This window comes from Sinorhizobium saheli (assembly GCF_001651875.1).
GTDB classification, from domain to species: domain Bacteria; phylum Pseudomonadota; class Alphaproteobacteria; order Rhizobiales; family Rhizobiaceae; genus Sinorhizobium; species Sinorhizobium saheli.
Genome location: NZ_LNQB01000078.1, coordinates 22,332 through 48,445 on the forward strand (window position 1 = coordinate 22,332; position 26,114 = coordinate 48,445).

At 65.2% G+C, this 26,114-nt stretch carries 23 protein-coding genes and 1 tRNA gene; 17 read left to right on the top strand and 7 right to left on the bottom strand.

Annotation, left to right across the window (positions count from 1 at the left end):
- Positions 1-84: 84 nt before the first annotated feature.
- Complete coding sequence (locus tag ATB98_RS18210) at positions 85-942, bottom strand: peptidylprolyl isomerase (protein ID WP_066875981.1); 858 nt, start codon at positions 940-942, stop codon at positions 85-87.
- A 248-nt stretch (positions 943-1,190) separates the two neighbouring features.
- Between ATB98_RS18210 and secA the strand changes: the two genes are divergently transcribed.
- The 3 genes from secA (at position 1,191) to ATB98_RS18225 (ending at position 6,799) form a co-directional block, all read left to right on the top strand.
- A complete protein-coding gene (secA, locus tag ATB98_RS18215) occupies positions 1,191-3,902 on the top strand; it encodes a preprotein translocase subunit SecA (RefSeq protein ID WP_066875982.1) in 2,712 nt (903 codons plus the stop codon).
- A 231-nt stretch (positions 3,903-4,133) separates the two neighbouring features.
- Complete coding sequence (locus tag ATB98_RS18220) at positions 4,134-5,528, top strand: lipopolysaccharide biosynthesis protein (protein ID WP_066875983.1); 1,395 nt, start codon at positions 4,134-4,136, stop codon at positions 5,526-5,528.
- Positions 5,525-6,799, top strand: a complete 1,275-nt coding sequence (locus tag ATB98_RS18225) for a GNAT family N-acetyltransferase (protein ID WP_066875984.1) — start codon at positions 5,525-5,527, stop codon at positions 6,797-6,799. Before ATB98_RS18220 ends, ATB98_RS18225 begins: the two co-directional genes overlap by 4 nt.
- A 39-nt stretch (positions 6,800-6,838) precedes the next feature.
- Here the strand turns inward: ATB98_RS18225 and ATB98_RS18230 are convergent, their stop codons facing one another.
- Positions 6,839-8,479, bottom strand: coding sequence for an AMP-binding protein (locus ATB98_RS18230; protein ID WP_066875985.1), 1,641 nt, complete (start codon positions 8,477-8,479; stop codon positions 6,839-6,841).
- 302 nt (positions 8,480-8,781) lie between these two features.
- Here ATB98_RS18230 and ATB98_RS18235 point away from each other — a divergent pair, with 302 nt between their 5' ends.
- A complete protein-coding gene (locus ATB98_RS18235) occupies positions 8,782-9,525 on the top strand; it encodes a DUF1236 domain-containing protein (protein ID WP_066875986.1) in 744 nt (247 codons plus the stop codon).
- Positions 9,526-9,639: 114 nt separating this feature from the next.
- Here the strand turns inward: ATB98_RS18235 and ATB98_RS18240 are convergent.
- A tRNA-Leu gene (locus tag ATB98_RS18240) sits at positions 9,640-9,725 on the bottom strand.
- A gap of 209 nt (positions 9,726-9,934) precedes the next feature.
- Between ATB98_RS18240 and ATB98_RS18245 the strand changes: the two genes are divergently transcribed.
- Complete coding sequence (locus ATB98_RS18245) at positions 9,935-10,444, top strand: disulfide bond formation protein B (protein ID WP_066875988.1); 510 nt, start codon at positions 9,935-9,937, stop codon at positions 10,442-10,444.
- 15 nt (positions 10,445-10,459) lie between these two features.
- Here ATB98_RS18245 and ATB98_RS18250 read toward each other — a convergent pair whose 3' ends face one another.
- Both ATB98_RS18250 and ATB98_RS18255 read right to left on the bottom strand, forming a co-directional pair.
- The gene (locus tag ATB98_RS18250; RefSeq protein ID WP_066875990.1) at positions 10,460-11,017 is read right to left on the bottom strand and encodes an HNH endonuclease; all 558 of its coding nucleotides are present in this window, start codon (positions 11,015-11,017) and stop codon (positions 10,460-10,462) included.
- A gap of 105 nt (positions 11,018-11,122) precedes the next feature.
- Positions 11,123-11,770, bottom strand: a complete 648-nt coding sequence (locus tag ATB98_RS18255; protein ID WP_066875992.1) for a DNA-3-methyladenine glycosylase family protein — start codon at positions 11,768-11,770, stop codon at positions 11,123-11,125.
- A gap of 128 nt (positions 11,771-11,898) precedes the next feature.
- On the opposite strand from ATB98_RS18255, the gene gluQRS reads away from it, so the two are divergent.
- Positions 11,899-12,810 (top strand): tRNA glutamyl-Q(34) synthetase GluQRS, encoded by a 912-nt coding sequence (gluQRS, locus tag ATB98_RS18260; RefSeq protein WP_066875994.1) that lies wholly within the window; start codon positions 11,899-11,901, stop codon positions 12,808-12,810.
- Positions 12,811-12,818: 8 nt separating this feature from the next.
- Here the strand turns inward: gluQRS and ATB98_RS18265 are convergent, their stop codons facing one another.
- Complete coding sequence (locus tag ATB98_RS18265; RefSeq protein ID WP_066875996.1) at positions 12,819-13,694, bottom strand: YihY/virulence factor BrkB family protein; 876 nt, start codon at positions 13,692-13,694, stop codon at positions 12,819-12,821.
- A 160-nt stretch (positions 13,695-13,854) separates the two neighbouring features.
- On the opposite strand from ATB98_RS18265, the gene ATB98_RS18270 reads away from it, so the two are divergent.
- The 7 genes from ATB98_RS18270 (at position 13,855) to ATB98_RS18300 (ending at position 19,337) form a co-directional block, all read left to right on the top strand.
- Positions 13,855-14,688 carry an SDR family oxidoreductase gene (locus tag ATB98_RS18270; protein WP_066875998.1) on the top strand — a complete coding sequence of 278 codons (834 nt, stop codon included), beginning with the start codon at positions 13,855-13,857 and terminating at the stop codon, positions 14,686-14,688.
- Between the two features lie 22 nt (positions 14,689-14,710).
- Positions 14,711-14,914, top strand: a complete 204-nt coding sequence (locus ATB98_RS18275) for a twin transmembrane helix small protein (protein WP_066876001.1) — start codon at positions 14,711-14,713, stop codon at positions 14,912-14,914.
- A 16-nt stretch (positions 14,915-14,930) separates the two neighbouring features.
- Positions 14,931-15,509: a cob(I)yrinic acid a,c-diamide adenosyltransferase gene (locus ATB98_RS18280; RefSeq protein WP_066876003.1), complete on the top strand. Its 579-nt coding sequence runs from the start codon at positions 14,931-14,933 to the stop codon at positions 15,507-15,509.
- A 17-nt stretch (positions 15,510-15,526) separates the two neighbouring features.
- Positions 15,527-16,318 (top strand): rhomboid family intramembrane serine protease, encoded by a 792-nt coding sequence (locus ATB98_RS18285; RefSeq protein WP_066876005.1) that lies wholly within the window; start codon positions 15,527-15,529, stop codon positions 16,316-16,318.
- A 299-nt stretch (positions 16,319-16,617) separates the two neighbouring features.
- Complete coding sequence (locus ATB98_RS18290) at positions 16,618-17,367, top strand: electron transfer flavoprotein subunit beta/FixA family protein (RefSeq protein WP_066876007.1); 750 nt, start codon at positions 16,618-16,620, stop codon at positions 17,365-17,367.
- Between the two features lie 25 nt (positions 17,368-17,392).
- Positions 17,393-18,322 (top strand): electron transfer flavoprotein subunit alpha/FixB family protein, encoded by a 930-nt coding sequence (locus tag ATB98_RS18295; RefSeq protein WP_066876009.1) that lies wholly within the window; start codon positions 17,393-17,395, stop codon positions 18,320-18,322.
- Between the two features lie 142 nt (positions 18,323-18,464).
- The gene (locus tag ATB98_RS18300; protein ID WP_066876011.1) at positions 18,465-19,337 is read left to right on the top strand and encodes a 3-hydroxybutyryl-CoA dehydrogenase; all 873 of its coding nucleotides are present in this window, start codon (positions 18,465-18,467) and stop codon (positions 19,335-19,337) included.
- Positions 19,338-19,380: 43 nt separating this feature from the next.
- Here ATB98_RS18300 and tlpA read toward each other — a convergent pair whose 3' ends face one another.
- Complete coding sequence (tlpA, locus tag ATB98_RS18305; protein WP_066876013.1) at positions 19,381-20,055, bottom strand: thiol:disulfide interchange protein TlpA; 675 nt, start codon at positions 20,053-20,055, stop codon at positions 19,381-19,383.
- Positions 20,056-20,080: 25 nt separating this feature from the next.
- On the opposite strand from tlpA, the gene argH reads away from it, so the two are divergent.
- From argH to ATB98_RS18325, 4 genes are all read left to right on the top strand, one after another.
- Complete coding sequence (gene argH / locus ATB98_RS18310; RefSeq protein WP_066876015.1) at positions 20,081-21,484, top strand: argininosuccinate lyase; 1,404 nt, start codon at positions 20,081-20,083, stop codon at positions 21,482-21,484.
- A gap of 256 nt (positions 21,485-21,740) precedes the next feature.
- Positions 21,741-21,935, top strand: a complete 195-nt coding sequence (gene lptM, locus ATB98_RS18315) for an LPS translocon maturation chaperone LptM (protein WP_084435569.1) — start codon at positions 21,741-21,743, stop codon at positions 21,933-21,935.
- A gap of 14 nt (positions 21,936-21,949) precedes the next feature.
- Entirely contained in the window at positions 21,950-23,218 is a 1,269-nt protein-coding gene (gene lysA / locus ATB98_RS18320) for a diaminopimelate decarboxylase (protein WP_066876017.1), read from the top strand.
- 150 nt (positions 23,219-23,368) lie between these two features.
- On the top strand, positions 23,369-25,981 hold the full coding sequence (locus ATB98_RS18325) for a TIGR02302 family protein (RefSeq protein ID WP_066876019.1): 2,613 nt from the start codon (positions 23,369-23,371) through the stop codon (positions 25,979-25,981).
- Positions 25,982-26,114 lie beyond the last annotated feature (133 nt).

Here is a 26,114-nt window from a genome sequence, read left to right on the forward strand (position 1 = left end):
CTGTCGAAGGCCCTGGAATGGGCGCAAGCAGCGCGCACCATCCGCGGGCGCCATGCGTCTTTCCGCGGGGAAACCCGCGGCGATTTACTTGGCTTCCTGCGCCTTGCCGGCCTCGTCATAGGCCTTCTTCAGCGCCGGATCGGAGATCTCGACCGGGGTCGCCTTCTTTGCGGAAGCCAGCAGCGCGAGGTACTTGTCGCGCATGACGAGCTGACGGACCTGGGGTTCGACCTGCTCGAGCGCCGGCGGAGCCTGCGGGCGCTTGTCCTCGACGAGGATCACGTGGAAGCCGAACTGCGTCTTGACCGGGGTCTTCGTATAGGCGCCCTTTTCCAGGGCGAAGGCGGCCTCTTCGAACTCCGGCACCATGCGGCCCTTGGTGAAATAGCCGAGGTCGCCGCCGTCATCCTTGTTGGGATCGGTGGACTTGGCCTTGGCAAGCTCGACAAAGCTCTTGCCGGCATCGAGCTCCTTGATGACTGCCTTCGCCTCGTCCTCGGTCTTGACGAGGATGTGGCGCGCCTTCACCTCTTCCTGGGGCGGAATGGCGGCGACTTCCTTGTCGTAGCGCGCCTTCACCTCTTCCTGCGTCACGGCGTCGACGACATGCTTCTTGAAGAAGGCATTGTGGAGTTCGCGCTCGGTGAGGAAGGCAACGCGCTGCTTGAAGGTGGCGTCGTCCTGAAGTCCTTCCTTCTCGGCGTCCTTGACCAGGAGCTTGACGTCGATGACGGCCGACAGGGCCGCGGCGCGCTTCTGCTCATCGGGCATCCGCTGGAGCTGCGGATCGAGGCTCGAGATCGCCAGGTCGAGTTCCGACTGGTGAATTTCCTGATCGCCGACTTTCGCGATCACCGGATCGGTTCCTTCGGCGCGCGCGATGCCGCCTGCCGCAATCGCCGCGACCAGCGCCACGGCCGCCAAAGTCTTGTTTCTGGACATGATACTAACCTTTCACCATCGGCCATCGGCGCGATTGCCCCCGGCCCTTGAGCGAGGTCAACAACACCGGAATGTGGCGGTTCTGTAACCGCCCTACCCAGCAAGTGCGTTGACATAATCCGACCCCCCTCTTATCTGTCACGCAACCTCGCGTCCAGAACAGTTTCCGGGCGTTTCACGGCATGTCGCGGTTTTTTGAACGCGACCCTGGAGCGCCTGGCAATACAATGAAGGAAAGGACCATTCAGATGGTCAGTCTCGGCGGCCTTGCCCGCAAGTTGTTTGGTTCCGCCAATGACCGCCGCGTCCGCGGCTACAAGGCCCGGGTGGACGCCATCAACGCTCTCGAAGCCGAAATGAAAGCGTTGAGCGACGAGGCGCTCGCTGCGAAGACGGCGGAATTCCGCCGCCAGATCGCCGACGGCAAGACACTGGACGACATCCTGGTGCCGGCCTTTGCCGTTGCGCGCGAGGCCGCGCGCCGCGTGCTCGGCCTGCGTCCCTTCGACGTCCAGCTGATCGGCGGCATGATCCTGCACGAGCGTGCCATCGCCGAAATGAAGACCGGCGAAGGCAAGACGCTCGTCGCGACGCTGCCGGTCTATCTCAACGCACTGGCCGGCCGCGGCGTGCATGTCGTCACCGTCAACGATTACCTTGCCCAGCGTGACGCCGGAATGATGGGGCGGATCTACGGCTTCCTCGGCCTGACCACCGGCGTCATCGTCCACGGCCTCACCGACGAGCAGCGCCGCGACGCCTATGCCTGCGACGTCACCTACGCGACCAACAACGAGCTTGGCTTCGACTATCTGCGCGACAATATGAAATACGAGCGCTCGCAGATGGTGCAGCGCGGTCACTTCTTCGCAATCGTCGACGAAGTGGACTCGATCCTGGTCGACGAAGCGCGCACGCCGCTGATCATCTCCGGCCCGCTCGACGACCGCTCCGACCTCTACAACACGATCAACGACTTCATTCCGCTGCTCGCGCCGGAAGACTACGAGATCGACGAAAAGCAGCGCTCGGCCAATTTCTCGGAGGAAGGCACCGAGAAGCTCGAGAACATGCTGCGCCAGGCCGGCCTGCTCAAGGGCGAGTCGCTCTACGACATCGAGAACGTCGCGATCGTCCACCACGTCAACAATGCGCTGAAGGCGCACAAGCTGTTCACGCGCGACAAGGATTATATCGTGCGCAACGGCGAGATCGTCATCATCGACGAGTTCACCGGCCGCATGATGCCCGGCCGCCGTTATTCCGAAGGGCAGCACCAGGCGCTCGAGGCCAAGGAGAAGGTGCAGATCCAGCCCGAGAACCAGACCCTTGCCTCGATCACCTTCCAGAACTACTTCCGCATGTACGAGAAGCTTGCCGGCATGACCGGCACTGCGGCGACGGAGGCCGAGGAATTCGGCAATATTTACGGCCTGGAAGTGGTCGAAGTGCCGACCAACCTGCCGATCCAGCGGCTCGACGAGGATGACGAGGTCTATCGCACCGCCGGCGAGAAGTACAAGGCGATCATCGACGAGATCAAGGCGGCGCACGAGCGCGGCCAGCCGATGCTCGTCGGCACGACGTCGATCGAAAAATCCGAGCTGCTCGCCGACATGCTGAAGAAGAGCGGCTTCTCCAGGTTCCAGGTTCTGAACGCCCGCTACCACGAGCAGGAAGCCTATATCGTCGCCCAGGCCGGCGTGCCCGGTGCCGTCACCATCGCCACCAACATGGCCGGTCGCGGCACCGACATCCAGCTCGGCGGCAACCCGGACATGCGCATCCAGCAGGAACTGGCCGAGGTCGAGCCCGGGCCGGAGCGCGAGGCGCGGGAAAAGGCGATCCGCGAAGAAGTGCAGAAGCTCAAGGAGAAGGCGCTCGCCGCCGGCGGCCTCTATGTTCTGGCCACCGAACGGCACGAGAGCCGCCGCATCGACAATCAGCTGCGCGGCCGCTCCGGCCGCCAGGGGGATCCCGGCCGCTCGAAGTTCTTCCTGTCGCTGCAGGACGACCTGATGCGCATCTTCGGCTCCGACCGCATGGACGGCATGCTGCAGAAGCTGGGGCTGAAGGAGGGCGAGGCGATCGTCCATCCCTGGATCAACAAGGCGCTCGAGCGCGCCCAGAAGAAGGTCGAGGCACGCAACTTCGACATCCGCAAGAATCTCCTGAAATATGACGACGTGCTGAACGATCAGCGCAAGGTCATTTTCGAGCAGCGCATCGAGTTGATGGATGCGGAATCGGTCACCGACACCATCACGGACATGCGCAACGAGGTCATCGAGGACATCGTCTCCAAGCGCATTCCCGAGCGCGCCTACGCCGAACAATGGGACGTCGAGGGCCTGAAGGCCGACGTCCAGCAATACCTCAACCTGGACCTGCCGATCGTCGAATGGGCGGCCGAGGAAGGTATCGCCGAGGATGACATCCGCGAGCGCATCACCGCCGCTGTCGACAAGGCGGCTGCCGAGCGCGCCGAGCGTTTCGGCCCGGAGATCATGCAATATGTCGAACGATCGGTCGTTCTGCAGACGCTCGATCACCTCTGGCGCGAGCACATCGTCAACCTCGACCATCTGCGTTCGGTCATCGGATTCCGCGGCTATGCCCAGCGCGATCCGCTGCAGGAATACAAGTCCGAGGCCTTCGAGCTCTTCCAGGCCCTGCTTTCGAATCTCCGGCAGGCGGTGACGGCGCAAATGATGCGCGTCGAGCTCGTGCGCGAAGCGCCGGAACCGCCGCAGCAGCTCCCCCCGATGCAGGCGCACCACATCGATCCGCTGACGGGCGAAGACGACTTTGCCGAGGCCGGGGCAGCCCTTCTTGCCGCCGCGCCGGCGATCCGCAATCCCGCCGAGCCGTCGAGCTGGGGCAAGGTCGCCCGCAACGAGCCCTGCCCCTGCGGTTCCGGCAAGAAGTACAAGCATTGCCACGGTGCCTACGAGGCGTGAGCCTCGCAACGCATAGGCTTGACCCTACCCGCATTTCGATGCCGCCTCCGGGCGGCATCTTCATATGCGGCGCACCAATGCTCGCAGGCAGCAACGATAGGCGTTCGGCCGCCCGATCGGGGCAACGCCGCTGAACCCTTTGTTAACGCTGGTCTGGCAGAAGTGAAGCCCTGTATTGCGTAATGTCAGGGTGTCTTCGTGTTCATGGCGGTATGTCAAACGGCCGGACGAATGCTGCCGTCGGCGCTGAGGCACCGCCTGTCCCCTTTGGTGCAGCGGCTCGCACCCGCGCTCTCCGGTAACGACGCCCGCAGCCGGGCGCAGCGAATGGCCCTCATCACCTTCGCCATCCGCATCCTCAGCGCGGCCATCGCCTTCGTTTCGCAGATCGTCCTTGCCCGGCTCGTGGGCGAGTTCGAATACGGCGTCTTCATCTTCGTCTGGGTGCTGGCGGTGCTCTTCGGCAATCTGTCGTGCCTCGGCCTGCATGCCGCGATCATCCGCTTCCTGCCGGAATATCACACGGCCGCCGCCCTTCCCGAAATCCGCGGCCTCACCACCACCGCACGGATCTTCGCGATCGTCTCCGCGACCGCGCTCGCGGCCGTCGGCGGAGCCGGCCTCTGGCTCTTCGGATCGGCGATCGAGAGCTACTACCTCGTCCCGCTCTATCTCGGCCTCATCACCCTGCCGATGATCGCGCTCGGCGACGTGATGGAGGGCACCGCGCGCGCCCATAGCTGGGCAATCGCCGCGATGAGCCCGACCTATATCGTGCGCCCGCTGCTCATTCTCGCCTTCATGCTGCTCGCGACGACGAGCGGGCTCCCTCACAATGCCACGACGGCGATGACCGCTGCCCTGGCGGCAACCTACGTGACCACGTTGGCCCAGTTCCTCGCCATGGTCTCGCGCCTCGGCGCCCACTATGTCCGGGGGCCGATGAAGGTCGAACTCGGGCGCTGGCTGCGGGTCTCGGTCCCGATCTTCTTGGTCGACGGTTTCGGCTTCCTGCTGACCAATTCGGACGTCGTGATCGTCGGGCTCTATCTCAAGCCCGCCGATGTGGCGATCTATTTCGCGGCCGCCAAGACCATGGCGCTCGTTCATTTCGTCATGTTCGCGGTGAAGGCGGCGGCGGGCCCGCGCTTTTCCGCGGCCATGGCCGTCAACGACCGCCAGCAACTGGCGCAAATCGCCATCGAGAGCGCGCGCTGGTCGTTCTGGCCGTCGCTCGTGATGGGCGGCGCGGTGCTCGCCGCCGGTCGGCTTCTGCTTTCGCTTTTCGGCCCGGCCTTTACCGCGGGCGCCCCGCTGATGGCGATCCTTCTCGCCGGCATCCTTGCCAAGGCCTTCGTCGGGCCTGCCGAGACGTTGCTCACCATGGCCGGCCGGCAGAAGCTTTGCGTGCTCCTCTATGCGGCCGCCCTCGGCGCCAACATCGCGCTGAACGTCACGCTGATCCCGCTCTTCGGGCTGACGGGCGCGGCCGCCGCAACGGCCGGCGCGATGCTCGCGGAGGCGGCCATCCTCTACCTCGCGGTCAGACGCACATTCGGCTTCAGGCTCCTGGCGCTTGCGGGCGCTGCGAGCTTCAACGACAGGAACGAGGCGATCCAGCCATGATCGGCAATGTTCATCTACCCGGCGACGTCAACGGTAGCGCCGGCCGCCTGCTTGGCGGACTGGCGCAACCCGGCACGAGCCCTTCGCAGGCCGAGCGGACCCTGATGGTGGGGCGCCCCGGACGGCACCTTGCGATCTATCCGGCGCGAGCCGGCTACGAACTGCAGCGCGAACTCGACTTTCTCTCCAACCGCGCGATCGAGCCCAACGTCTTCTTCACCGGGCGCTTCCTCGCCCCGGCCATGCCGCGGCTCGAAGACCGGGTCATCCGCTTCGCCGTCATCCGCGACGACAGCGAATTGCGCAGCCGCGCGCGTTTGCTCATGCCGTTCTCGATCGAGAAGCCCGGCTTCTCGATCGGCGCGTCCATCATTCGCGCCTGGTCGAATCCCTTCGGCCCCCTGGGCACACCCCTTCTCGACGCGGAAGACGCGGCCGAAACGATCAGCAACCTCTATGAGGCGCTTGCCGCCCCCTCCTCCGGCCTGCCTTCCGTGCTCGTGCTTCCGGACGTCAGGCTGAAAGGCAAATTCGCGCAGCTTGCCCGCGCCGTAGCCATCGGTGAGAACCTGCCGCTGACCGTCACCGACACCTTCGAGCGGCCGATGCTCGAAAGCCTGCTCGACGGCCCCGGCTATCTGCGCCAGACGGTCAGCCGCGCCCACCGCAAGGACATGCGGCGGCAATGGAACAACCTCGCCAAAGAGGGGGCGCTCGCCTACGATGTCGCCCGCCGGCCCGACGAAATCCGCCTGCGGATGGAGGAGTTCCTGGCGCTCGAGGCGTCCGGCTGGAAGGGACGCGAACGCACCGCCATGATCATGGACCGCTTCCGGGCCGCCTTCGCAAGGGAGGCGGTGACCAATCTCGCGGAGGCCGACAGCGTGCGCATTCACACGCTCGACCTCAACGGCCGGGCGATTGCCTCCATGATCGTGCTGCTGATGGGCGGCGAAGCCTATACGTGGAAGACGGCCTACGACGAACGCTATGCGAAATATTCGCCGGGCAAGCTGCTGCTCGCGGAATTGACCGAGTGGCACCTCGACGACGCCAACATCGTCCGCTCCGATTCCTGCGCAACGCCAGACCATCCGATGATCGGCCGCCTCTGGCAGGAGCGCGAAGAAATGGGCACGCTCGTCATCGGCCTTGAACAGAACCGCGACCGCGACGTCCGCCAGGTAGCCGCACAGCTCCACCTCTATCGCAACACCCGCAACATGGCGCGGCTCCTGCGCGAAAAGATACGGGCGCTGGCGGGACGGTAGGGGCTAGCGGCCCGATGCCGCCAATCCACCCCCTCTGGCCTACCGGCCCGCAGCGATCTCAGCCGCTGCCTTTTCCCGCAAGAGCCGCCGGATGACCTTGCCCGAGGTGGTGAGCGGCAGGCTCTCGACGAAGTCGATCTCGCGCGGATATTCGTGCATCGACAGTCGGTTTTTCACCCAGTCGCGGATGCCCGCGGCAGTCTCGTCGTTGGCGGCCGCTCCCGGCTTGAGCACCACATAGGCCTTGACGATTTCGGTGCGGATCGGGTCCGGCTTGCCGACAGCCGCCGCGAGCTGGACGTCGGGATGCCCCGCGAGACAATCCTCGATTTCGCCCGGGCCGATGCGGTAGCCGGACGAGGTGATGACATCGTCGTCGCGGCCGAAGAAGGTGAAGTAGCCCTCGGCGTCCATCACGCCCTGGTCGCCGGTGGTCATCCAGTCGCCGATGAACTTCGCCTCGGTCGCTTTGTCGTTGCCCCAGTAGCCGAGAAACATCACCGGATCGGGGCGTCTCACCGCCACCTGCCCGACCGTTCCGGGCGGCAGCACGCGCCCTTCGGCGTCGATGATCGCCACCCGGTGCCCGGGTGCGGCCTTGCCCATCGAGCCCGGCTTCAAGACGCCGAGATCGGCCGCCGAGGAGATGACGATGTTGCACTCGGTCTGGCCGTAGAATTCGCTGACCTCGATGCCGAGCGCCGCTCTCGCCCACTCGAAGGTCTCGCGCCCGAGCGCCTCGCCTGCCGAGCCGATCGTCCTCAGATTGAGCCTGTAGCGCGCCCGCGGCTCGTCGACGGACTTCAAGAGCCTGAGCGCCGTCGGCGGAATGAAGGCGTTGCGCACGTCCATCTCCTCCATGATCCGGAACGCCATGTGCGCGTCGAACTTCTGCGCCGGCGAGGAGACCACCGGAACGCCGAAAAAGAGTGACGGCAGCAGCGCGTTCAGGAGGCCGCCTGCCCAGGCCCAGTCGGCCGGCGTCCACATGCGGTCGCCCGGCTGCGGCAGGAAATGATGGTGAAGCTGGAAGCCGGGCAAATGGCCGAGCAGGACGCGGTGGCCGTGCAGGGCGCCCTTCGGCGGCCCCGTCGTTCCGGAGGTATAGATCATCAGCGCCGGATCATCCGGCGTCGTGTCGGCCGCCTGGAAGCGGACGTCCCCGGCCTCAAGCGCGCGGAAGGGAACGGTACCCGGCGCCTCGCCCTCCTCCGCAAGCACGACCAGCCGGAGGTCCGGCAGATCGCCCCGGATCGCCGCCAGCCGCTCATTGCCGAAGCGATTGGTGACGATCGCCGTGGCGCCCGCGTCGCGCAGCCGATAGGCGAGCGCCTCGACGCCGAAGAGCAGCGCGAGCGGCAGCGCGATGGCGCCGAGCTTGTAGATCGCCGCGTGGGCAATCGCCGCCTCGAAACCCTGGGGCAGGAGGATGGCGACGCGATCGCCCGGCCGCACGCCGTGCGCGACGAGTCCACCGGCAAAGGCGGAGGAGCGGGCCGCGAAGGCTCCGTAACTCAACGCGAGATGCGCGCCGTCGGGGCTGAAATGCTGAAGGCAGATGCGCTGCGGATCACGCGCCGCCCAGGCGTCGCTGACGGCAACGCCGATGTTGAACCTCTCCGGAATCCGCCAGCGGAATTCGCGGTAGAGTTCGTCGTAGGTCTCGAACGTCGGTAGCATGGCTGCGCCGGAGTTTTCGTCGATCGTCGTAAGCCAGCTAGCATCTTCACCCCCTCAAATTCAATGGGTGGGCGCGACGGCGGCCGCGCGCGATGAAGCGACCGCGCTTTGAAGCGCTCGGGCAGCCAAGGTGTTCTTGCAAAATAATCGTTCGCGACAACAACATCGATCGGGCGTTGCAGGTGCCGGAAGAAAAATGGAGGCGGGAGAGCACCTTGCGGCAAATGCGTGCGCTCCGGAACAAAGCTCGAATTGCCCGGTTAGCTTGCCTGGAAGGGACGCATTACTGGGAGAAACTTCTGATGACAGGAATCCTTCTAAAGAGTGCCCTTGCGCTCGGCCTCAGCGTTGCCTTCGCACCGGCGCTCGCACAGACTGAGCAACCCGCTCAGGGACAATCCACCGAATGCCCCGCCGGTCAGGAATGCCCGCAAGGCGGCGCGCAACAGGGTCAGCCCGACGCGCAGGGCCAGGCACCCGACCAGCAAGAGCAAGCTCCAGGCGACCAGCAGCAACAGCAACCTAGCGACCAGCAGCAACAGCAACCCGGCGCCGAAACCGAGCAGCAGCAGCCCGATGCTCAACAACCCGACGCCCAGCAACCGGATGCTCAGCAGCCCGACGCTCAGCAACAGGAGACCGAGCAGCCCGACGCTCAGCAGCAGCAACAGCAGCAAGATCAGCAGCCGGCGCAGGGTGAAACGGAAGAGCAGCAGCCCCAGGGTGAAACCGAACAGCCTAGCGACTCCCAGCAATCGCAGGAGCAATCCTCTGGAGCCTCGACTAATGTCGAAGTGACAACGGAACAGAAGACGGAAATCACGCAGATCATCCGCGAGGAGAAGGTGGAGCCCATCGATGTCGACATCGACGTCTCCGTCGGCGTGGTCGTGCCCGAGACGGTCAAGGTCAAGCTGAGACCTCTGCCGGCGCGCATCGTCAAGATCGTGCCGAGATACGAAGGCTTCCTGTTCTTCGTGCTGGCGGACGGCCGGATCGTGATCGTCGAACCCTCGACGCTGAAGATCGTGGTGATCCTGGCGTAAAGCCAACATCAGCGGGGTCCGCCCGACCGCGGCGGGCCTCTTTGGCGGCGGCGGAAGGAATGCGCGCGTCAGCCCCGAAACGGCTGGCGCCGGCAGCGGCTGCCTGTGTGATGTTGGTGCCCCATGCCGGGGTCGAACCAGCACTCCTTTTGGGAACTCGATTTTGAGTCGAGCGCGTCTACCAATTCCGCCAATGGGGCAAGGCTGGGCGATATCAGCGGTTTGGGATTTACACGATCGTTTTCGCGGCGGTCAACCGCGAAGTTGCGATTTTCCGCGTCCCTCGCCCCGCCAATCACAAAAGCGTGCTGATTGGGCGCAGCCCCGGCGATTTACACCGGGATCGATCCTACCTATTAAGGCGTTCGAACGCGCCGCGGCGGCGCCATTCCGCCGCTATGAGGTATCCATGATCGAGGCTTCCGTCGCGCAACGCCAGCAGCTCGTTTTCGCCCTGCTCGTCACCCTCGGCATGGCGGCGACTGTCGGCGGTGCGCTCGGTTTCGAGCACATCGGCGGCTATATTCCCTGCGCCCTCTGCCTCCTGCAGCGCGACCCCTATTACTACGGCATTCCGCTCGGCCTGCTCGCCGTCGTCGCCGCCTTCCTGAAGCTGCCGGCCTGGATCACGCGCACGCTGCTGGTGCTCGTCGGCCTGCTGATGCTCGTCGGCGCCGGTATCGGCGTCTACCACGCCGGCGCCGAATGGCACTTCTGGGAGGGGCCATCGACCTGCGCCACCACCGCGCAGGGGATTTCGTCCGATGTCGGCGATCTCTTGGGCGACCTCGACGCGAAGCACGCTCCTTCCTGTACGGAAGCAGCGCTGCGCGTGCTCGGCCTGTCCTTCGCAGGCTGGAACGTGATCGCAAGCCTCATCCTCGCGGCGATCGCGCTGCGCGGCGCCGCAAAGGCTTGATCGCCGCAGGCCTCCTCAAGGCTGCAGTTCGACATCCCAGTAGAGATAGTCCATCCAGCTTTCGTGCAGATGGTTCGGCGGGAAGAGCCGGCCATTGTTGTGGAGATCCTGCACCGTCGGCTGGTAGGGCTTCTGGTGCGGGAACATGCCGGCCTGCTTCGGCAGCTTGCTGCCCTTGCGCAGATTGCAGGGCGAACAGGCGGCGACGACGTTTTCCCAGGTGGTCTGGCCGCCATGGGCCCGAGGGACGACGTGGTCGAAGGTGAGGTCGTCCGGCGATCCGCAATACTGGCACTCGAACTTGTCACGCAGGAAGACGTTGAAGCGGGTGAAGGCCGGATGGCGCGAAGGCTGGACATAGCTCTTCAGGCAGACGACGCTCGGCAGCCGCATGGAGAAGCTTGGCGAGGAGACGGAATGTTCGTATTCGGCAAGGATCGTCACACGGTCGAGGAAGACCGCCTTGATCGCGTCCTGCCAGGACCAGAGCGACAAGGGATAATAACTCAGCGGCCGATAGTCGGCGTTCAGCACAAGCGCCGGCAGGGCCTGAGGTGAGACTGCAATCGTCAAGCGTATTCTCCTGAGCGATTCGGCATCTGCACTTCTATATTAGGCGCGTTGCGACAGGATTGTGAAGCCACAAACAAAAACAGAACGAAGGATTCGCTTTTTTCTTCAAGGCGTCACGGGAATAACATCGCGCCGCAACTCCTGTGCGTAATAGGCCCAGAAGAGCCGGGCGGCGACGCTGCGCCAGGGCGACCAGCAGGTCGCGAGCGAATCGATCTCGCTCGCCGTCGGGCGCAGTTCGAGGCCAAGGGCATGGCCGACCGCGTTCTGCAGGGCAACATCGCCGGCCGGAAACACGTCCGGGTGGCCGGCGCAGAACAACAGGTAGACCTCCGCCGTCCAGCGGCCGACGCCCTTGATAGCCGTGAGCTCATGTATGGCCGCCGGCGCCTCGACGTCGCAGATCGCCTCGAGATCGATCTCGCCGGCGACCGTCGCCGCCGCCACTCGCCTCAGCGTCTCCGCCTTGGCGCGCGAAAGACCGAGTTTACGGCAATCATCGTCTCCGAGCGAAAGCACGGCGTCGGCGGTGACCTCGCCGAGCGCCTCCTCCATCCGGTTCCAGATCGCCGCCGCACTCGCCTTCGACACCATCTGCGAGACGATGATGCTGGCGATGCCGCGGTAACCGGGCTCGGTGCGTCTCAGCGGCACCGGCCCCGCCTTGGCGACGACATGCTCCAGACGCGCATCGAGCAACACCAGGCCGGCGAGCCCGGCCTCGATATCCTCGTGTGTCCGGATGATCCGCATGCGTCCTCCCCTCATCCTTCCTCTGATCCTAGCCGATTCAAGGGCAAGCGGTCCTCATGCGCCTGCGAAGACGCACGGCACGGCAGAAAGCGGATGACCTTTACACCGCTTTCATGCAAAGGAAAACGATGCCGATTTCGCGATCAGAACAACCCGTTTTCCGTTTCGCGCCGAGCCCGAACGGCGTCTTGCATCTCGGCCATGCGCTGTCGGCGATCCTCAACCACGACATGGCGGCCAAGGCCGGCGGGCGCTTCCTGTTGCGGATCGAGGACATCGATCGGGCGCGCTGCCGGCCGGAATTCGAGGCAGCCATCTTCGCGGACCTCGCCTGGCTCGGGCTCGACTGGGAAGAGCCGGTGCGACGCCAATCCGAACATCTCGCCCTCTATGCCGCAATGCTGGAGCGCCTGAAGGCGATGGGGCTCGTCTATCCCTCATTCATGACGCGCGGCGAGATCAGGGCGGCGGTGGCCGAGGCGGAGGCGAAAGGCAAGCGCTGGCCGCGCGACCCGGACGGAACGCCGCTCTATCCTGGTCGCGAGCGCGATCTATCGCCGGACGAGCAGGCGGCGCGGATTGCGAGCGGCCGCCCGTACGCCTGGCGCCTCGACATGGAACAGGCGGTGCGCCGCGTCGGCCCGCTCACCTGGCGGGAAACCGGGGCCGGGCCTGCCGGCGAAACAGGGCTGATCGCGGCCGATCCGGCCTCCTGGAGCGATGTCGTCCTCTCGCGTTCCGATGCGCCCTCGAGCTACCATCTTTCCGTTGTGGTCGATGACGCCGTGCAGGGCATCACCCATGTCGTGCGTGGCCGCGACCTCTATCACGCCACATCGGTGCACCGCTTGCTGCAGGAGCTTCTGGACCTGCCGCAGCCGGTCTATCACCACCACCGCCTCATCCTGGGCCCCGACGGTCGAAAGCTGTCGAAGAGCAATGAAGACACGGGAATCGGCGCCTTCCGCGCCGCGGGACACACGCCCGCGGATGTCCGCGCCATGATCCTTTCAGGCGATGAGCCCCCCGCTCGCGGCTAAGCGCCGGCTCATTTCTGCCGCGGCGCCTGGAAGCTGCGGATCACCATGTGCTTCACCTTGTACTTCAGGATCGCCGCGTTGATCTCGGCGCCGATGATGAAGATCGCCCCGACCATGTAGAGGAAGACGAGCACGATGACGATCGAGGCGAGACCGGCATAGGTCGCGGCGTAATTGGAGAAGGCCGCGAGATAGGAGGCGAAGACATAGGCTCCGATCGACCAGAGAAGCAAAGTCAGAAGGATGCCGGGCAACACATCCATGATCTTCCGATGGCCGGCCGGCAGCCAGAGATGCGCGACCAGCAGGCCGCCCGTCAGCATCGCGATCACCAGGGCCAGCCCCCAATTGTCGATGGTTGCGAGAACCGTGTCGAGCCAGGGCAGCCACTGGTCGGCATTGCGGACCGCCAAGGGCACGGCGACGAGCAGGATGCTGAGGGCGGCGAGGATCAGGACGGCGGCGAGCACGAAGCCGAGGCTCGCGAGACGCGTCAGGTACCAGGAGCGACTTTCGGCAACCCTGTAGGCCCGGTTGAGCGCGATGCGGAGCGCCTCGACACCGTTCGAGGCGAAATAGGCGGCCGCGAGCACGGAGATGGTGAGGAGCCCGCCGCGCGGGATCGTCAGCACCCGCACCACCTCGTTGGCGATCGGTTCGGCGATCGATGCGGGCCAAGCGTCGAAAATCAGGTGGACGGCCGTCTCCGCGAACCGGTCTGCGCCGAGAAAACTGCCGAGCGCGGTGCCGAAGATCAGGAACGGAAAGATCGCCATCAGCGTCGAAAGCGCCACATGGCTCGCCATGGCCCAGCCGTCGTCCTCGCTGAAATGCCAGAGCGCATCGAACATGACCTTCCAGATGATGCGAACGAATGCCGGCATTCCGTCTCCGATTGCTCGAACCCGGCCTGCACTTCGCCAAGGCAACCGGCGCGGCGCCTGCAGCGGCCCATCGACAGGCGGCCGCCGCACGCGCAATAGAATTGTATCCCAACGATGAATATGGGAAACGAGGTGTCAATTTCTACAGGAATCGCATGGGATGCCCGACCGCCCCACCATCATCGTCACCGGCTGCTCCTCCGGCATCGGCGCCTTTTGCGCCCGGGCGCTGAAGCGTGACGGCTGGCGCGTGTTCGCGACGGTGCGCCGACCGGAGGACCAGGCGAGCCTGGAAGCCGAAGGCATCGAGACCTTCATCATGGACTATACCAGGCCGGAGACGATCGCCGCCCTGGCCGAGGCGGTCATGGCCCGCTCCGGCGGGCGGATCGACGCGCTTTTCAACAATGGCGCCTATGGCCAGGCGGGCGCGGTCGAGGACCTGCCGACGGAAGCGCTCAGGCTGCAGTTCGAGACCAATGTCATCGGCTGGCACGATCTGACGCGGCGCGTGATCCCGGCCATGCGCGCCCGCGGACAGGGCCGCATCGTTCAATGCTCCTCCATCCTCGGCATCGTCCCCTATCGCTGGCGCGGCGCCTACAATGCCTCGAAATTCGCGCTCGAGGCGCTCTCGCTCACATTGCGGATGGAACTTGCCGGCAGCGGCATCGAGGTGAGCCTGATCGAGCCTGGCCCGATAACGTCGAAATTCACGGTGAATGCCATCGCCTATATCGAGCGCTTCATCGACCTCAAGAACTCCGTTCACCGCAGGGAATACGAGCGTCAGATGCAGCGGCTGCGCGGCGAAAGCAGGCCCGCCCGCGGCAAGCTCGGCCCCGACGCCGTTTACGATGCATTGAAACACGCTTTGACGGCACCCCGCCCGAGGCCGCATTATATAGTGACAAGGCCCGCCAGGCAGGGTGCGCTGCTGAAACGGCTTCTGCCGGCGGCGTTGTTCTATCGCATCATCGGACGGCTCGGCTAAGCGAAATACAAGGATTTACGCCATGCCCAGTTTCTTTACCGGCCTGACCCTGATTGCCATGGGCCTGGTCGCCATCGTGCTTGTCCGCGGCCTCTTGAACATGGCCCGGCGCGGCAGCGGCAATACGTCCAACAAGCTGATGCAGGCGCGCATATTGTTCCAGGCGATCGCCCTGGTGCTGATCATGCTGACGCTGTGGTTCACCGGCGGCGGCCGGCCGACCTGAGGATAGCGACAGCACGATGGTCAGATTGAACAAGATTTATACCCGGACCGGCGACAACGGTACGACCGGCCTCGTCACCGGTCCGCGCCGCTCGAAGAGCGATCCACGTGTCGAAGCCTACGGGGCGATCGACGAAGCGAACGCCTTCGTCGGCCTGGCGCGCCAGCACACCCGCGACATCACCGGCCTCGACGCGGTGCTCGCGGTGATCCAGAACGATCTCTTCGATCTCGGCGCCGACCTTGCCACGCCGGAGACCGGTGAGAAGTCCGAACACGAGCCGCTGAGGATCGTCGCCGCCCAGGTCGCGAGACTCGAAGGGGAGATCGACCGGTTGAATGCCGATCTCGAGCCCCTGCGCTCTTTCGTGCTGCCGGCCGGCAGCGCCGCCTCGGCCGCCCTTCACGTCGCCCGCACCATCGCCCGGCGCGCCGAAAGACAGATGGTGGCGCTCGCCGAAACCGAGGGCGAGGTCGTCAGCCGCGAGGCCATCGCCTATGTCAACCGGCTCTCGGACCTCCTGTTCGTCGCCGCCCGCTGGGCGAACGACAAGGGACGCGCCGACGTCCTCTGGGTTCCCGGCAAGAACAGATAAGGCGCTTCAGGGATCGTATGTTCATACCGTTGCACGACAGAAACGACCTGAAGCACATAGAGATGCAATATGTGACGGTCTCGCTGATCGTCATCAACGTCCTCGTCTGGCTCATCACCGGGCCGGTCGCGACGCAGGCTTTCGCCGATGCCGCCGTGCTCGGGCTCGGCTACATCCCGGCGGTGGTCTTCGACTATGCCGATCTCGACCCGTCGCTCGTGGTCGTCCCCGACGGCTTCACCCTCGTCACCTATTCCTTTCTGCACGGCAACTTCATGCACCTGGGGATGAACATGCTCTTCCTCTGGGTCTTCGGCGACAATGTCGAGGATGCGCTCGGGCACTTCCGCTTCCTCCTCTTCTATCTCCTGTGCGCCGCTGCCGGCGCCATGGCGCACGGTCTCCTCGATCCCGCCTCGGAAGCGCCGCTCATCGGTGCCTCCGGCGCCATCTCGGGCGTGGTCGCCGCCTATTTCCTGCTGCATCCGAAGGTGCGCGTCTGGGTGCTCGTGCTCTTCCGCATCCCCCTGCCGCTGCCCGCAGCCATTCCGCTCGCCTTCTGGATCGGTCAGCAGTTCTTCATGCTGGTTACCGATCCCGGCAGCGCCGTCTCCTGGAGCGCGCATGTCGGCGGCATCGTCGCCGGGCTTCTGCTCGTCATCCTTTTGCGACGTCCCGGCGTGCCGCTTTTCGATCGCACGATCGTCACTCCCCGTGCCGTGGAGCACAAGACGCAAACGCCGGAAGAGGCCGCGCCTCTCCCATCCGGCCCGGCGAAACCGGCGCCCCATTGGGGCCGCCCCAACTGAACCGCTCCGCTTGCGGCCGAATAGGGGTTCGATTTCAACGGATTGCCCAGACGCCGGTGAATGCAAGGGCGGCCGAGGCGCCCCGATGAAAGTCCGACTTGCCAGACCGTTTTATTACTTGTACGTAAACGTAAGTCTCGTTGCGCGCAATCATCTCGTTTTGACCTCAGGTCATGTCGATTTAGCGACAAGAACGGCTTGTGTGTGGAGCAAAAACGCGTATCGATGTCGCCAACCGACAATCAGGCCGCCCTGTTAAGGCGCATTTTCCTGCGAACGCTCTTGGAGGGATTGAATCCATGAAAATACTTGTGACCGTCAAACGCGTGGTCGACTTCAACGTCAAGATCCGGGTGAAGGCGGATGGCACGGGCGTCGAGCTTGCCAATGTCAAAATGTCGATGAACCCGTTTGACGAGATCTCGGTCGAAGAGGCGCTGCGGCTCAAGGAAGCCGGCAAGGCGGAGGAAGTCGTCGTCGTGTCGATCGGTCCCGCCAAGGCCGAGGAGACGCTCCGCACCGCCCTCGCGATGGGCGCCGACCGGGCGATCCTCGTCGAGACCGACGACCAGGTCGAGCCGCTTGCCGTGGCCAAGATCGTCAAGGGTGTGGCCGAGGCCGAACAGCCGGGCCTGATCATCGTCGGCAAGCAGGCGATTGATGATGACAGCAACCAGACCGGCCAGATGCTCTCGGCGCTCCTGGGCTGGCCGCAGGGCACCTTCGCCTCCAAGGTCGAGATCGGCGACGGCAAGGTCAATGTCACCCGTGAGGTCGACGGCGGCCTGCAGACGGTCGAGCTGAAGCTGCCGGCGGTCATCACCACCGACCTCCGCTTGAACGAGCCGCGCTATGCCTCGCTGCCGAACATCATGAAGGCGAAGAAGAAGCCGCTCGACAAGAAGACCCCCGCCGATTTCGGCGTCGACACCGCGCCGCGGCTGAAGGTGCTTAAGACCGAGGAGCCGTCGGGCCGCAAGGCCGGCATCAAGGTCAAGTCGGTCGCCGAGCTGGTCGAAAAGCTCAAGACCGAAGCCGGCGTTCTTTAAGTTTCAGGAAAGGGAGACAATCATCATGGCCATTCTGCTTCTGGCTGACCACGACAACAGCCACCTTTCCGACCAGACGGCGAAGGCGCTGACGGCGGCCCTGAAAATCGGCGGCGACGTCCATGTGCTCGTCGCTGGCTCAGGCATCAAAGGCGCTGCCGATGAGGCGGCAAAGCTTTCGGGCGTCGCCAAGGTGCTCGTCGCCGAGGACGCCTCGCTCGCCAACAACCTCGCCGAACCGCTGGCGGCGACGATCGTTTCGCTCGCCGGTGCCTACGACACCCTGATCGCCGCCGCCACCTCGGTCGGCAAGAACGTCATGCCGCGCGTCGCCGCCCTCCTCGACATCGCCCAGGTCTCGGAGATCATCGAGGTGGTTGCCGCCGACACCTTCAAGCGGCCGATCTATGCCGGCAACGCCATCCAGACGGTGCAGACGAGCGAGGCGAAGAAGGTTGTCACCGTGCGCACCGCCTCGTTTGCCGCCGCCGGCGAAGGCGGCAATGCCGCGATCGAGACCGTCCCGGCAGCCGCCGATCCGGGCCTGTCCGCCCATGTGTCGGACGCGCTGTCGTCGTCCGACCGGCCGGAACTGACCTCGGCGAAGATCATCATCTCCGGCGGCCGCGCGCTCGGCTCGTCGGAGAAGTTCAAGGAAGTCATCCTGCCGGTTGCCGACAAGCTCGGTGCCGCCGTCGGCGCTTCCCGCGCCGCCGTCGATGCCGGCTATGCCCCGAACGACTGGCAGGTCGGCCAGACCGGCAAGGTGGTCGCCCCCGACCTCTACATCGCCTGCGGCATTTCCGGCGCCATCCAGCACCTCGCCGGCATGAAGGATTCCAAGGTGATCGTCGCCATCAACAAGGACGAGGAGGCCCCGATCTTCCAGGTCGCCGACTACGGCCTCGTCGCCGACCTCTTCGACGTCCTGCCGGAGCTCGAGAAGGCGCTCTGAGGGGGACGTGCCCGGCACGAAAAGGGCTGGAAAAAGAGACAGCTTGGCATTAACAATCGTACCGGGCCGACCGATCGGCCCGGTATTTTCGCATTTGTGGCAGCATGGCTGCCTAAGCCTATGATGATGGGTGTTCGCTTCAATGATCAAGACGATCGGAATTATCGGCGCAGGGCAGATGGGCTGCGGCATTGCCCATGTTTCGGCGGCCGCCGGATACAAGGTTCAGCTCTACGATATCGCTGCGGATCGCATCGAGGCAGGGCTCGCCACCATCAACGGCAACCTTGCCCGCCAGGTCTCCTCCGGCAAGATGAGCGACGAGGACCGCAAGCGGGCGCTCGCGCTCATCAAGGGCTCCGTCGACATCAATGACCTCTCGCAGGCCGACCTCGTCATCGAGGCGGTCACGGAAGACGAGACGGTCAAGCGCAAGATCTACGGCCAGGTTTGTCCGGTCATGAAGCCGGATGCGCTTCTCGCCACCAACACCTCGTCGCTGTCGATCACCCGGCTTGCCTCGGCAACCGACCGCCCCGAACGCTTCATGGGCATCCACTTCATGAACCCCGTTCCGGTGATGAAGCTGGTGGAACTGGTGCGCGGCATCGCCACCGACGAGGAGACCTTCCGGGCCGCCAAGGAATTCGTCGCCCATCTGGACAAGACCGTCACCGTGGCCGAAGATTTTCCGGCCTTCATCGTCAACCGCATCCTGCTGCCGATGATCAACGAGGCGATCTACACCCTCTACGAGGGCGTCGGCACGGTCGATGCCATCGACACGGCGATGAAGCTCGGCGCCAACCATCCGATGGGCCCGCTGCAGCTCGCCGACTTCATCGGCCTCGATACCTGCCTGTCGATCATGCAGGTGCTGCATGACGGCCTGGCGGATTCGAAATATCGCCCCTGTCCGCTGCTGGTCAAATATGTCGAGGCCGGCTGGCTCGGCCGCAAATCCGGCCGCGGCTTCTACGACTACCGCGGCGACGTGCCCGTCCCGACGCGCTGATCGCTCTGTCGAAAACCCCCTCTGGCCTGGCGCCACCCGAGGCTCAACTGCCCGCAGGCCGGGCGATCGCCGCCTCGATCAGGCTCTTCGCGTCGTCGCTGTCCCAAGCGGCGGGACCGTTCATCGAACCCAACAGGCAGCCCTTCTCGTCGAGGAGCAGCGTGGCGGGAAGGCCGAAGGCGAGGCCTTCCTTCTTCAGCGTGTTGAAGACCCCCATCGAGGCGTCGCGGTAGTAGCGCAGCTCGTGGACGCCGATCTCGTCGAGGAAGGCCCTGGGCTTCTCGTCGGCGCCGGTGTCGATATTGATCGCCACCACCTCGAAGCGGTCGCCTCCGAGCGCCTTCTGCAAGGCGTTGAGCGCAGGCATCTCCTCGCGACAGGGCACGCACCAGGTCGCCCAGAGATTGACGAGGAGGGTCTTGCCGGCAAAGGCGGCAAGCGTCAGCGGCTTGCCGTCCGGGCCGGCAAAATCGAGGCCGGCGATCGGGCGCGCATCGGCGGCCGGCGTCATCGCCGCGACCTGGCCGCGCATCAGCGGCGTCAAGGAAGCGACCTTCTCCGCGGCAAGCGGGCAGCGCGCGTCGGCGGTCGGCGTGACGCCGCCATTGCCAGACCCCGTCTCCTTCACGTATACCGCAGCCGCACCGGCGATCACCCCCAGAAGGGCGGCGAGCGCGAACAACTTCACGGCCGGAGGACGTTTCTTCTGGTCTGGCATTTCATTCTCCAAGGCGGGCATCCCGATGGCTGACGGCAGTTCCGAGACGAAATCCTCCAACCAGATGTGGGGCGGGCGCTTCGCCTCGGGCCCCGACGCCATCATGGAGGAGATAAATGCCTCGATCGACTTCGACAAGAAGCTCTATGCCCAGGATATCCGCGGCTCAATAGCGCATGCGACCATGCTCGCGCATCAGGGCATCATTTCGGCCGAGGATAAAGACAAGATCGTTCACGGCCTCGGCACGATCCTGTCGGAAATCGAAAGCGGCACGTTCGAATTCTCCCGCCGCCTCGAAGACATTCACATGAATGTCGAGGCGCGGCTGGCAGCGCTGGTCGGCCCCGCCGCCGGCCGCCTGCATACCGCCCGCTCGCGCAACGACCAGGTGGCCCTCGATTTCCGCCTCTGGGTCAAGGAAGAGCTGCAGAAGACCGAGAAGGCGCTGACCGCATTGATCGCCGCCTTCCTCGACCGGGCGGAAGAGCATGCCGACACGGTAATGCCGGGCTTCACGCACCTGCAGACGGCGCAACCGGTGACTTTCGGCCACCATTGCATGGCCTATGTCGAAATGTTCGGCCGCGACCGCTCGCGCGTCCGCCACGCGATCGAGCACATGGATGAAAGCCCGATCGGCGCCGCGGCACTTGCCGGCACCGGCTTCCCGATCGACCGGCACATGACGGCGAAGGCGCTCGGCTTCCGCGAGCCGACCCGCAACTCGATCGACACCGTCTCCGACCGCGACTTCGCGCTCGAGTTCCTGTCGATCGCGGCGATCGCGGCGACCCACCTGTCGCGGCTCGCCGAAGAGATCGTCATCTGGTCGACGCCGCAATTCGGCTTCATCCGTCTGTCGGACGCCTTCTCCACCGGCTCCTCGATCATGCCGCAGAAGAAGAACCCGGACGCCGCCGAGCTGGTGCGCGCCAAGACCGGCCGCATCAACGGCTCGCTGATCGCGCTGCTGACGGTGATGAAGGGCCTGCCGCTCGCCTATTCCAAGGACATGCAGGAAGACAAGGAACAGGTCTTCGATGCGGCCGAAAGCCTGGAACTGGCGATCGCTGCGATGACCGGCATGGTGCGCGACATGACGGTGCGCGCCGACCGGATGAAGGCGGCCGCCGGCTCCGGCTACTCGACCGCCACCGATCTCGCCGACTGGCTGGTGCGCGAGGCGGGGCTCCCCTTCCGCGACGCCCATCACGTGACCGGCCGCGCGGTGGCGCTCGCCGAACAGAGGGGCTGCGACCTCTCCGAGCTCTCGCTCGCCGACCTCCAGGCGATCAACCCGGCGATCACCGACAAGGTCTTCGACGTGCTGACGGTGGAGGCTTCGGTCGCGAGCCGCACCAGCTTCGGCGGCACGGCGCCGGCAGAAGTGCGCAAGCAGATCGCCTGGTGGCGGGCGCGCAATTGATGGTTTCGCTGCCGCCGGCGCGCCCCTCATCCCGCTGCCGCGACCTTCTCGCCGCAGGCGGGGAGAAGGGGGATACCGCGCCGTCTCAAGTCCCCTCTCCCCGCCTGCGGGGAGAGGGCCAGGGTGAGGGGCAGCGATATGCGTGAAAACGTAGAGATCGGCTCGCACAAACAGGGTGCACAAGCTGCTGAAAAATCGATAAGACATCGCTCTATCTAGGAGCGATCGGCTTCAGCATCGGCAAAGGGAAATGACGATGACATTGACGAAGGTGGCACGAGTGGCGCTTCTGCTGGCGATCCCGGGACTGGTTCTCGTCGGTTGCGGCCGCAAGGGCGATCTCGACCGGCCGGGGGCCACCACGTCGATCAATACGAAAACGCCCGCCGGAACAGCCGAGCCGAAGCAGGCGGTCGAGGACCGCCCCTTCCTGCTTGATCCCCTCCTCTGAGCCGAGCAACAGACGTGAACCATTTCCACTACCGCGACGGAATCCTCTACGCCGAAGACGTGCCGGTGACCGACATCGCGCGCGCCGTCGGCACGCCGTTCTATTGCTATTCCACCGCGACGCTGGAGCGCCATTACCGGGTCTTCGCCGAGGCCTTCGCCGACGTGGACGCCATGGTCTGCTACGCGATGAAGGCCAACTCCAACCAGGCGGTGCTGAAGACGCTCGGCCGGCTCGGCGCGGGTGTCGACGTGGTATCCGAAGGTGAACTGCGCCGCGCGCTGGCCGCCGGCATTCCGGCAAGCCGGATCATGTTCTCCGGCGTCGGCAAGACCGCGCGCGAGATGGATTTCGCGATCGAAGCCGGCATCTATTGCTTCAACGTCGAATCCGAGCCGGAACTCGAAATCCTGAACCAGCGGGCCGTTCGCGCCGGCAAGCAGGCGCATGTCTCCTTCCGCATCAATCCGGACGTCGACGCCCGCACGCATGCGAAGATCTCGACCGGCAAGAAGGAAAACAAGTTCGGCATTTCCTGGGAGCGGGCCCGCGCCGTCTACGCCCACGCCGCGACCCTGCCCGGCATCGAGGTGACCGGCATCGACATGCATATCGGCAGCCAGATCACCGAGCTGCAGCCCTTCGACGACGCCTTCAAGCTCCTGCGCGAGCTGGTCGATACGCTGCGCTCCGACGGCCATGTCATCGACCATGTCGATATCGGCGGCGGCCTCGGCATTCCCTATCGCGAGGACAACAATCCCCCGCCGCTGCCCGACGCCTATGCCGACATCGTCAAGAACCAGCTCAAGGGCCTCGACTGCAAGATCGTCACCGAGCCGGGGCGGCTGATCGTCGGCAATGCCGGCATCCTGGTCACCGAGGTGGTCTATGTGAAGGACGGCGGCGACAAGACCTTCGTCATCGTCGACGGGGCGATGAACGACCTGATCCGCCCGACGCTCTACGAAGCCTATCACGAGATCCGGCCAGTGAGGATTTCCGCCGCCAATGCGCCGCGCATCAAGGCCGACGTCGTCGGCCCGGTCTGCGAGACCGGCGACTATCTGGCGCTCGACCGGGAAATGGCGATGCCGAAGCCCGGCGACCTTTTCGCGATCGGCTCGGCCGGCGCCTATGGCGCCGTCCAGGCGGGGACCTACAACAGCCGTCTGCTGGTTCCCGAGGTGCTCGTGAAGGGCGACCGTTTCCACGTGATCCGTCCGCGCAGCGGCTACGACGAGCTGATCGGCCTCGACTCGGTGCCGGATTGGCTCGCCTGAGCCGCGGCCCGGCAGGACTCTGCGGCAGCCGCGACGTGCCGGACGATCACGTTTTGTTGTCACCCTCGCCTTCGCCACAAAGGATGGCTATCCTGACGCTGACGGCAGCGTGATCTCGCGATCGTCATGACCGAAGGGAAATTTGGGCGGATGACGCAGATCGGGCAGGACGATAAGCCAAGGCCGCAGTCGTTTGCGAGAATGCTGGCGACGAAACGGTTTTTTGCGCGCCTGGTCCTCCTCGGCGAAGAGGTGCTGCCGCGGACGCTGCTTCCCGGGTCGCTCGTGCTGCTCTTCCTCTCCGCAGGCTGGCTCGGCTTTTTCCCCGTCGCGCCGTTCTGGCTTCATGCCGCCGTTCTTCTCGCCTTCGTCGCCGGGCTGTTCTTCTCGCTGTTGCCGCTGACCCGCATCCGCTGGCCGGAGACGGCCGACGCCGACCGCATGCTCGAGGAGCGCAACCGCCTGCCCCACCAGGCGATCCGCGTCCAGGACGATGTGCCCGCGACCGAAAGCGCCTTCGGCGCCGCACTCTGGCGCGAGCATCAGTCCCGCATGGCGCGGATGGTCCGCGGCCTGGACACCGGCCTGCCGCGCCCGGACATCGCCCGCTACGACCGCTTCGCGCTGAGGGCGGTTCCGGTCCTCATCGCCTGCATTGCCTTCGCCTATTCCTATTCGAACCGCGCCGGGCTGATAACCGATGCCTTCCGCCTGCCCGAGCAAGAGACCCAGGCGGCGGATATCCGCATCGACGCCTGGGTGACGCCCCCCGCCTACACCGGCCGCGCACCGGTCTTCCTGACCGGCCGGCAGGAAACGGCGTCGGCGCAGGAACCGGGGGCCGCGATCACGATACCGCAGTTCAGCGATCTCACCGTACGGATAACCGGCGCCGCAGCGGACGAAAAGGTCAGCTACAGCGAGGCCGGCGGCGCGGAGCCGACGATCATCCCGGCATCGAAGGCCAAGGCGGGATTGGCGCCGCAGGCGGGGACGACGGACGCGCCGGCCAATGCCGTGCACAACCACCTCTACAAGATCACCAAGGACGGAACGCTTTCCGTCGGCGGGCAGAACTGGAGCTTCAAGGTCACGCCGGACAGCGTGCCCGATATCGCCTTCGAGGGCGCACCGCGTCCGACGGCCAACGCCTCGCTGGAGATCACCTACCTCGCCCATGACGATTACGGCATCGCCCAGGCCTGGGCCGAGATCAAGCCGCTCGAGGAGCCGGCCGCCAACGCCCGGCCGCTCTATGCGCCGCCCGAATACCGTCTCGATCTCCCACGCCGCAACGCCCGCGAAGCCAAGGCCACCACGAGCCGGAACTTGAGCGAACATCCGCTTTCCGGCAAGCGGGTGCGCATCACGCTGGTTGCGCGCGATGCTGCCGGCCAGGAAGGGCGGAGCGTGCCGCAGGATATCGTCCTGCCGGCGCGGCCGTTCTTCGAGCCGCTTGCCGCCGCCATCGCCGAGCAAAGGCAGGTCTTCGCCCTCAACACCAACGACCTGCCGCGCGCGATCGACCTCAACGACGCGCTGACGCTCTATCCCGAGGAGACGATCGCGAATCTCACCCATTTCCTCCTGATCAAGTCGGCCCGCACGCGCATGCAGCTCGCCCGCAACGACGACATGCTGCGCGACGCCGCCGATTATCTCTGGGAGATCGCGCTCGGCATCGAGGACGGCGACCTGTCGCTCGCCGAACGCCGGCTGCGCGATGCGCAGCAGGCCCTCTCCGACGCGCTCGAGCGCAATGCCTCGGATGAGGAAATCGCGAAGCTGATGCAGGAACTGCGCCAGGCGATGCAGGAATTCATGCAGGAGCTCGCCAGGCAGGCTCAGAAAAATCCGCCGATGGCGGCCAATCCCGATCTGAACAACGTTCTGCGCCAGCAGGACCTGGAAAGGATGCTGGACCAGATCGAGAACCTGGCGCGCTCGGGCGCCCGCGATCAGGCGCGGCAATTGTTGTCCGAGCTGCAGCGGATGATGAACAATCTGCAGGCCGGCCGCATGCAGCAGATGGGCCAGCAGAACAACGCCATGCGCCAGCAGATGGACAAGCTCGGGCAGTTGATGCAGCAGCAACAGCAGCTGATGGACGAAACCTTCAAGCTGGACCAGGCGCTGCGCGACCGGATGCAGCGCGGCGACCCGCTCGAGGGCGAGGACGACGAACTCTTCGGCCAGGACATGCCCCAGGATCCCGGCCAACAGGGCGAACCCAACGGCGAGCCGAGCCCCCTCGACAATATGACGGCCGAACAATTGAAGGAAGCACTCAAGCAATTGCGCCAGCAACAGGAGTCGCTTGGCAAGCAGCTCGGCGACCTGCAGAAGGGGCTTGAGAATCTCGGCGTGAAGCCCGGCAAGGGCTTCGGCCAGGCACAGCGCGAAATGGGAAGCGCGGCGGAGCAGCTCGGCAAAGGCCAGGGCGAACAGGCCCTCGGCAGCCAGGGCCGGGCGCTGCAGGCACTGCGCGAAGGCGCGCAGGAGATGATGAACCAGATGCAGGCCCAGGGACAGGGACAAGGCCCCGGGCAAGGCATCCCGCAATACGGCCAGAACGGGCGTGACCCGCTCGGCCGCCGCCAGCAGAACATCGGCCCCGACTTCGGCGACCAGGTGGAGGTACCCGACGAGATCGACACCCAGCGCGCCCGCCAGATTCTCGAACAGATCCGCCGCAAGCTCGGCGACAACCTCTCGCCGGAAGCGGAACGGCAATATCTCGAACGGCTGCTCGACCTGCGCTGATGGCGTCGGGGAGAGATGGTCTCGGGGCTGTCGCGATGACGGGCCGGGGTTCGGATGTTGCGGCGGCGGCGGCCCCTCATCCGCCTGCCGGCACCTTCTCCCCGCAGGCGGGGCGAAGGGACTTTGCGGCGAT

Excerpts from the sequence above, each read along its gene's own strand:
- ATB98_RS18210 (WP_066875981.1), bottom strand. The coding sequence starts at position 942 with ATGTCCAGAAACAAGACTTTGGCGGCCGTGGCGCTGGTCGCGGCGATT.
- secA (WP_066875982.1), top strand. The coding sequence starts at position 1,191 with ATGGTCAGTCTCGGCGGCCTTGCCCGCAAGTTGTTTGGTTCCGCCAAT.
- ATB98_RS18220 (WP_066875983.1), top strand. The coding sequence starts at position 4,134 with ATGCTGCCGTCGGCGCTGAGGCACCGCCTGTCCCCTTTGGTGCAGCGG.
- ATB98_RS18225 (WP_066875984.1), top strand. The coding sequence starts at position 5,525 with ATGATCGGCAATGTTCATCTACCCGGCGACGTCAACGGTAGCGCCGGC.
- ATB98_RS18230 (WP_066875985.1), bottom strand. The coding sequence starts at position 8,479 with ATGCTACCGACGTTCGAGACCTACGACGAACTCTACCGCGAATTCCGC.
- ATB98_RS18235 (WP_066875986.1), top strand. The coding sequence starts at position 8,782 with ATGACAGGAATCCTTCTAAAGAGTGCCCTTGCGCTCGGCCTCAGCGTT.
- ATB98_RS18245 (WP_066875988.1), top strand. The coding sequence starts at position 9,935 with ATGATCGAGGCTTCCGTCGCGCAACGCCAGCAGCTCGTTTTCGCCCTG.
- ATB98_RS18255 (WP_066875992.1), bottom strand. The coding sequence starts at position 11,770 with ATGCGGATCATCCGGACACACGAGGATATCGAGGCCGGGCTCGCCGGC.
- gluQRS (WP_066875994.1), top strand. The coding sequence starts at position 11,899 with ATGCCGATTTCGCGATCAGAACAACCCGTTTTCCGTTTCGCGCCGAGC.
- ATB98_RS18265 (WP_066875996.1), bottom strand. The coding sequence starts at position 13,694 with ATGCCGGCATTCGTTCGCATCATCTGGAAGGTCATGTTCGATGCGCTC.
- ATB98_RS18270 (WP_066875998.1), top strand. The coding sequence starts at position 13,855 with ATGCCCGACCGCCCCACCATCATCGTCACCGGCTGCTCCTCCGGCATC.
- ATB98_RS18275 (WP_066876001.1), top strand. The coding sequence starts at position 14,711 with ATGCCCAGTTTCTTTACCGGCCTGACCCTGATTGCCATGGGCCTGGTC.
- ATB98_RS18280 (WP_066876003.1), top strand. The coding sequence starts at position 14,931 with ATGGTCAGATTGAACAAGATTTATACCCGGACCGGCGACAACGGTACG.
- ATB98_RS18285 (WP_066876005.1), top strand. The coding sequence starts at position 15,527 with ATGTTCATACCGTTGCACGACAGAAACGACCTGAAGCACATAGAGATG.
- ATB98_RS18290 (WP_066876007.1), top strand. The coding sequence starts at position 16,618 with ATGAAAATACTTGTGACCGTCAAACGCGTGGTCGACTTCAACGTCAAG.
- ATB98_RS18295 (WP_066876009.1), top strand. The coding sequence starts at position 17,393 with ATGGCCATTCTGCTTCTGGCTGACCACGACAACAGCCACCTTTCCGAC.
- ATB98_RS18300 (WP_066876011.1), top strand. The coding sequence starts at position 18,465 with ATGATCAAGACGATCGGAATTATCGGCGCAGGGCAGATGGGCTGCGGC.
- tlpA (WP_066876013.1), bottom strand. The coding sequence starts at position 20,055 with ATGCCAGACCAGAAGAAACGTCCTCCGGCCGTGAAGTTGTTCGCGCTC.
- argH (WP_066876015.1), top strand. The coding sequence starts at position 20,081 with ATGGCTGACGGCAGTTCCGAGACGAAATCCTCCAACCAGATGTGGGGC.
- lptM (WP_084435569.1), top strand. The coding sequence starts at position 21,741 with ATGACATTGACGAAGGTGGCACGAGTGGCGCTTCTGCTGGCGATCCCG.
- ATB98_RS18325 (WP_066876019.1), top strand. The coding sequence starts at position 23,369 with ATGACGCAGATCGGGCAGGACGATAAGCCAAGGCCGCAGTCGTTTGCG.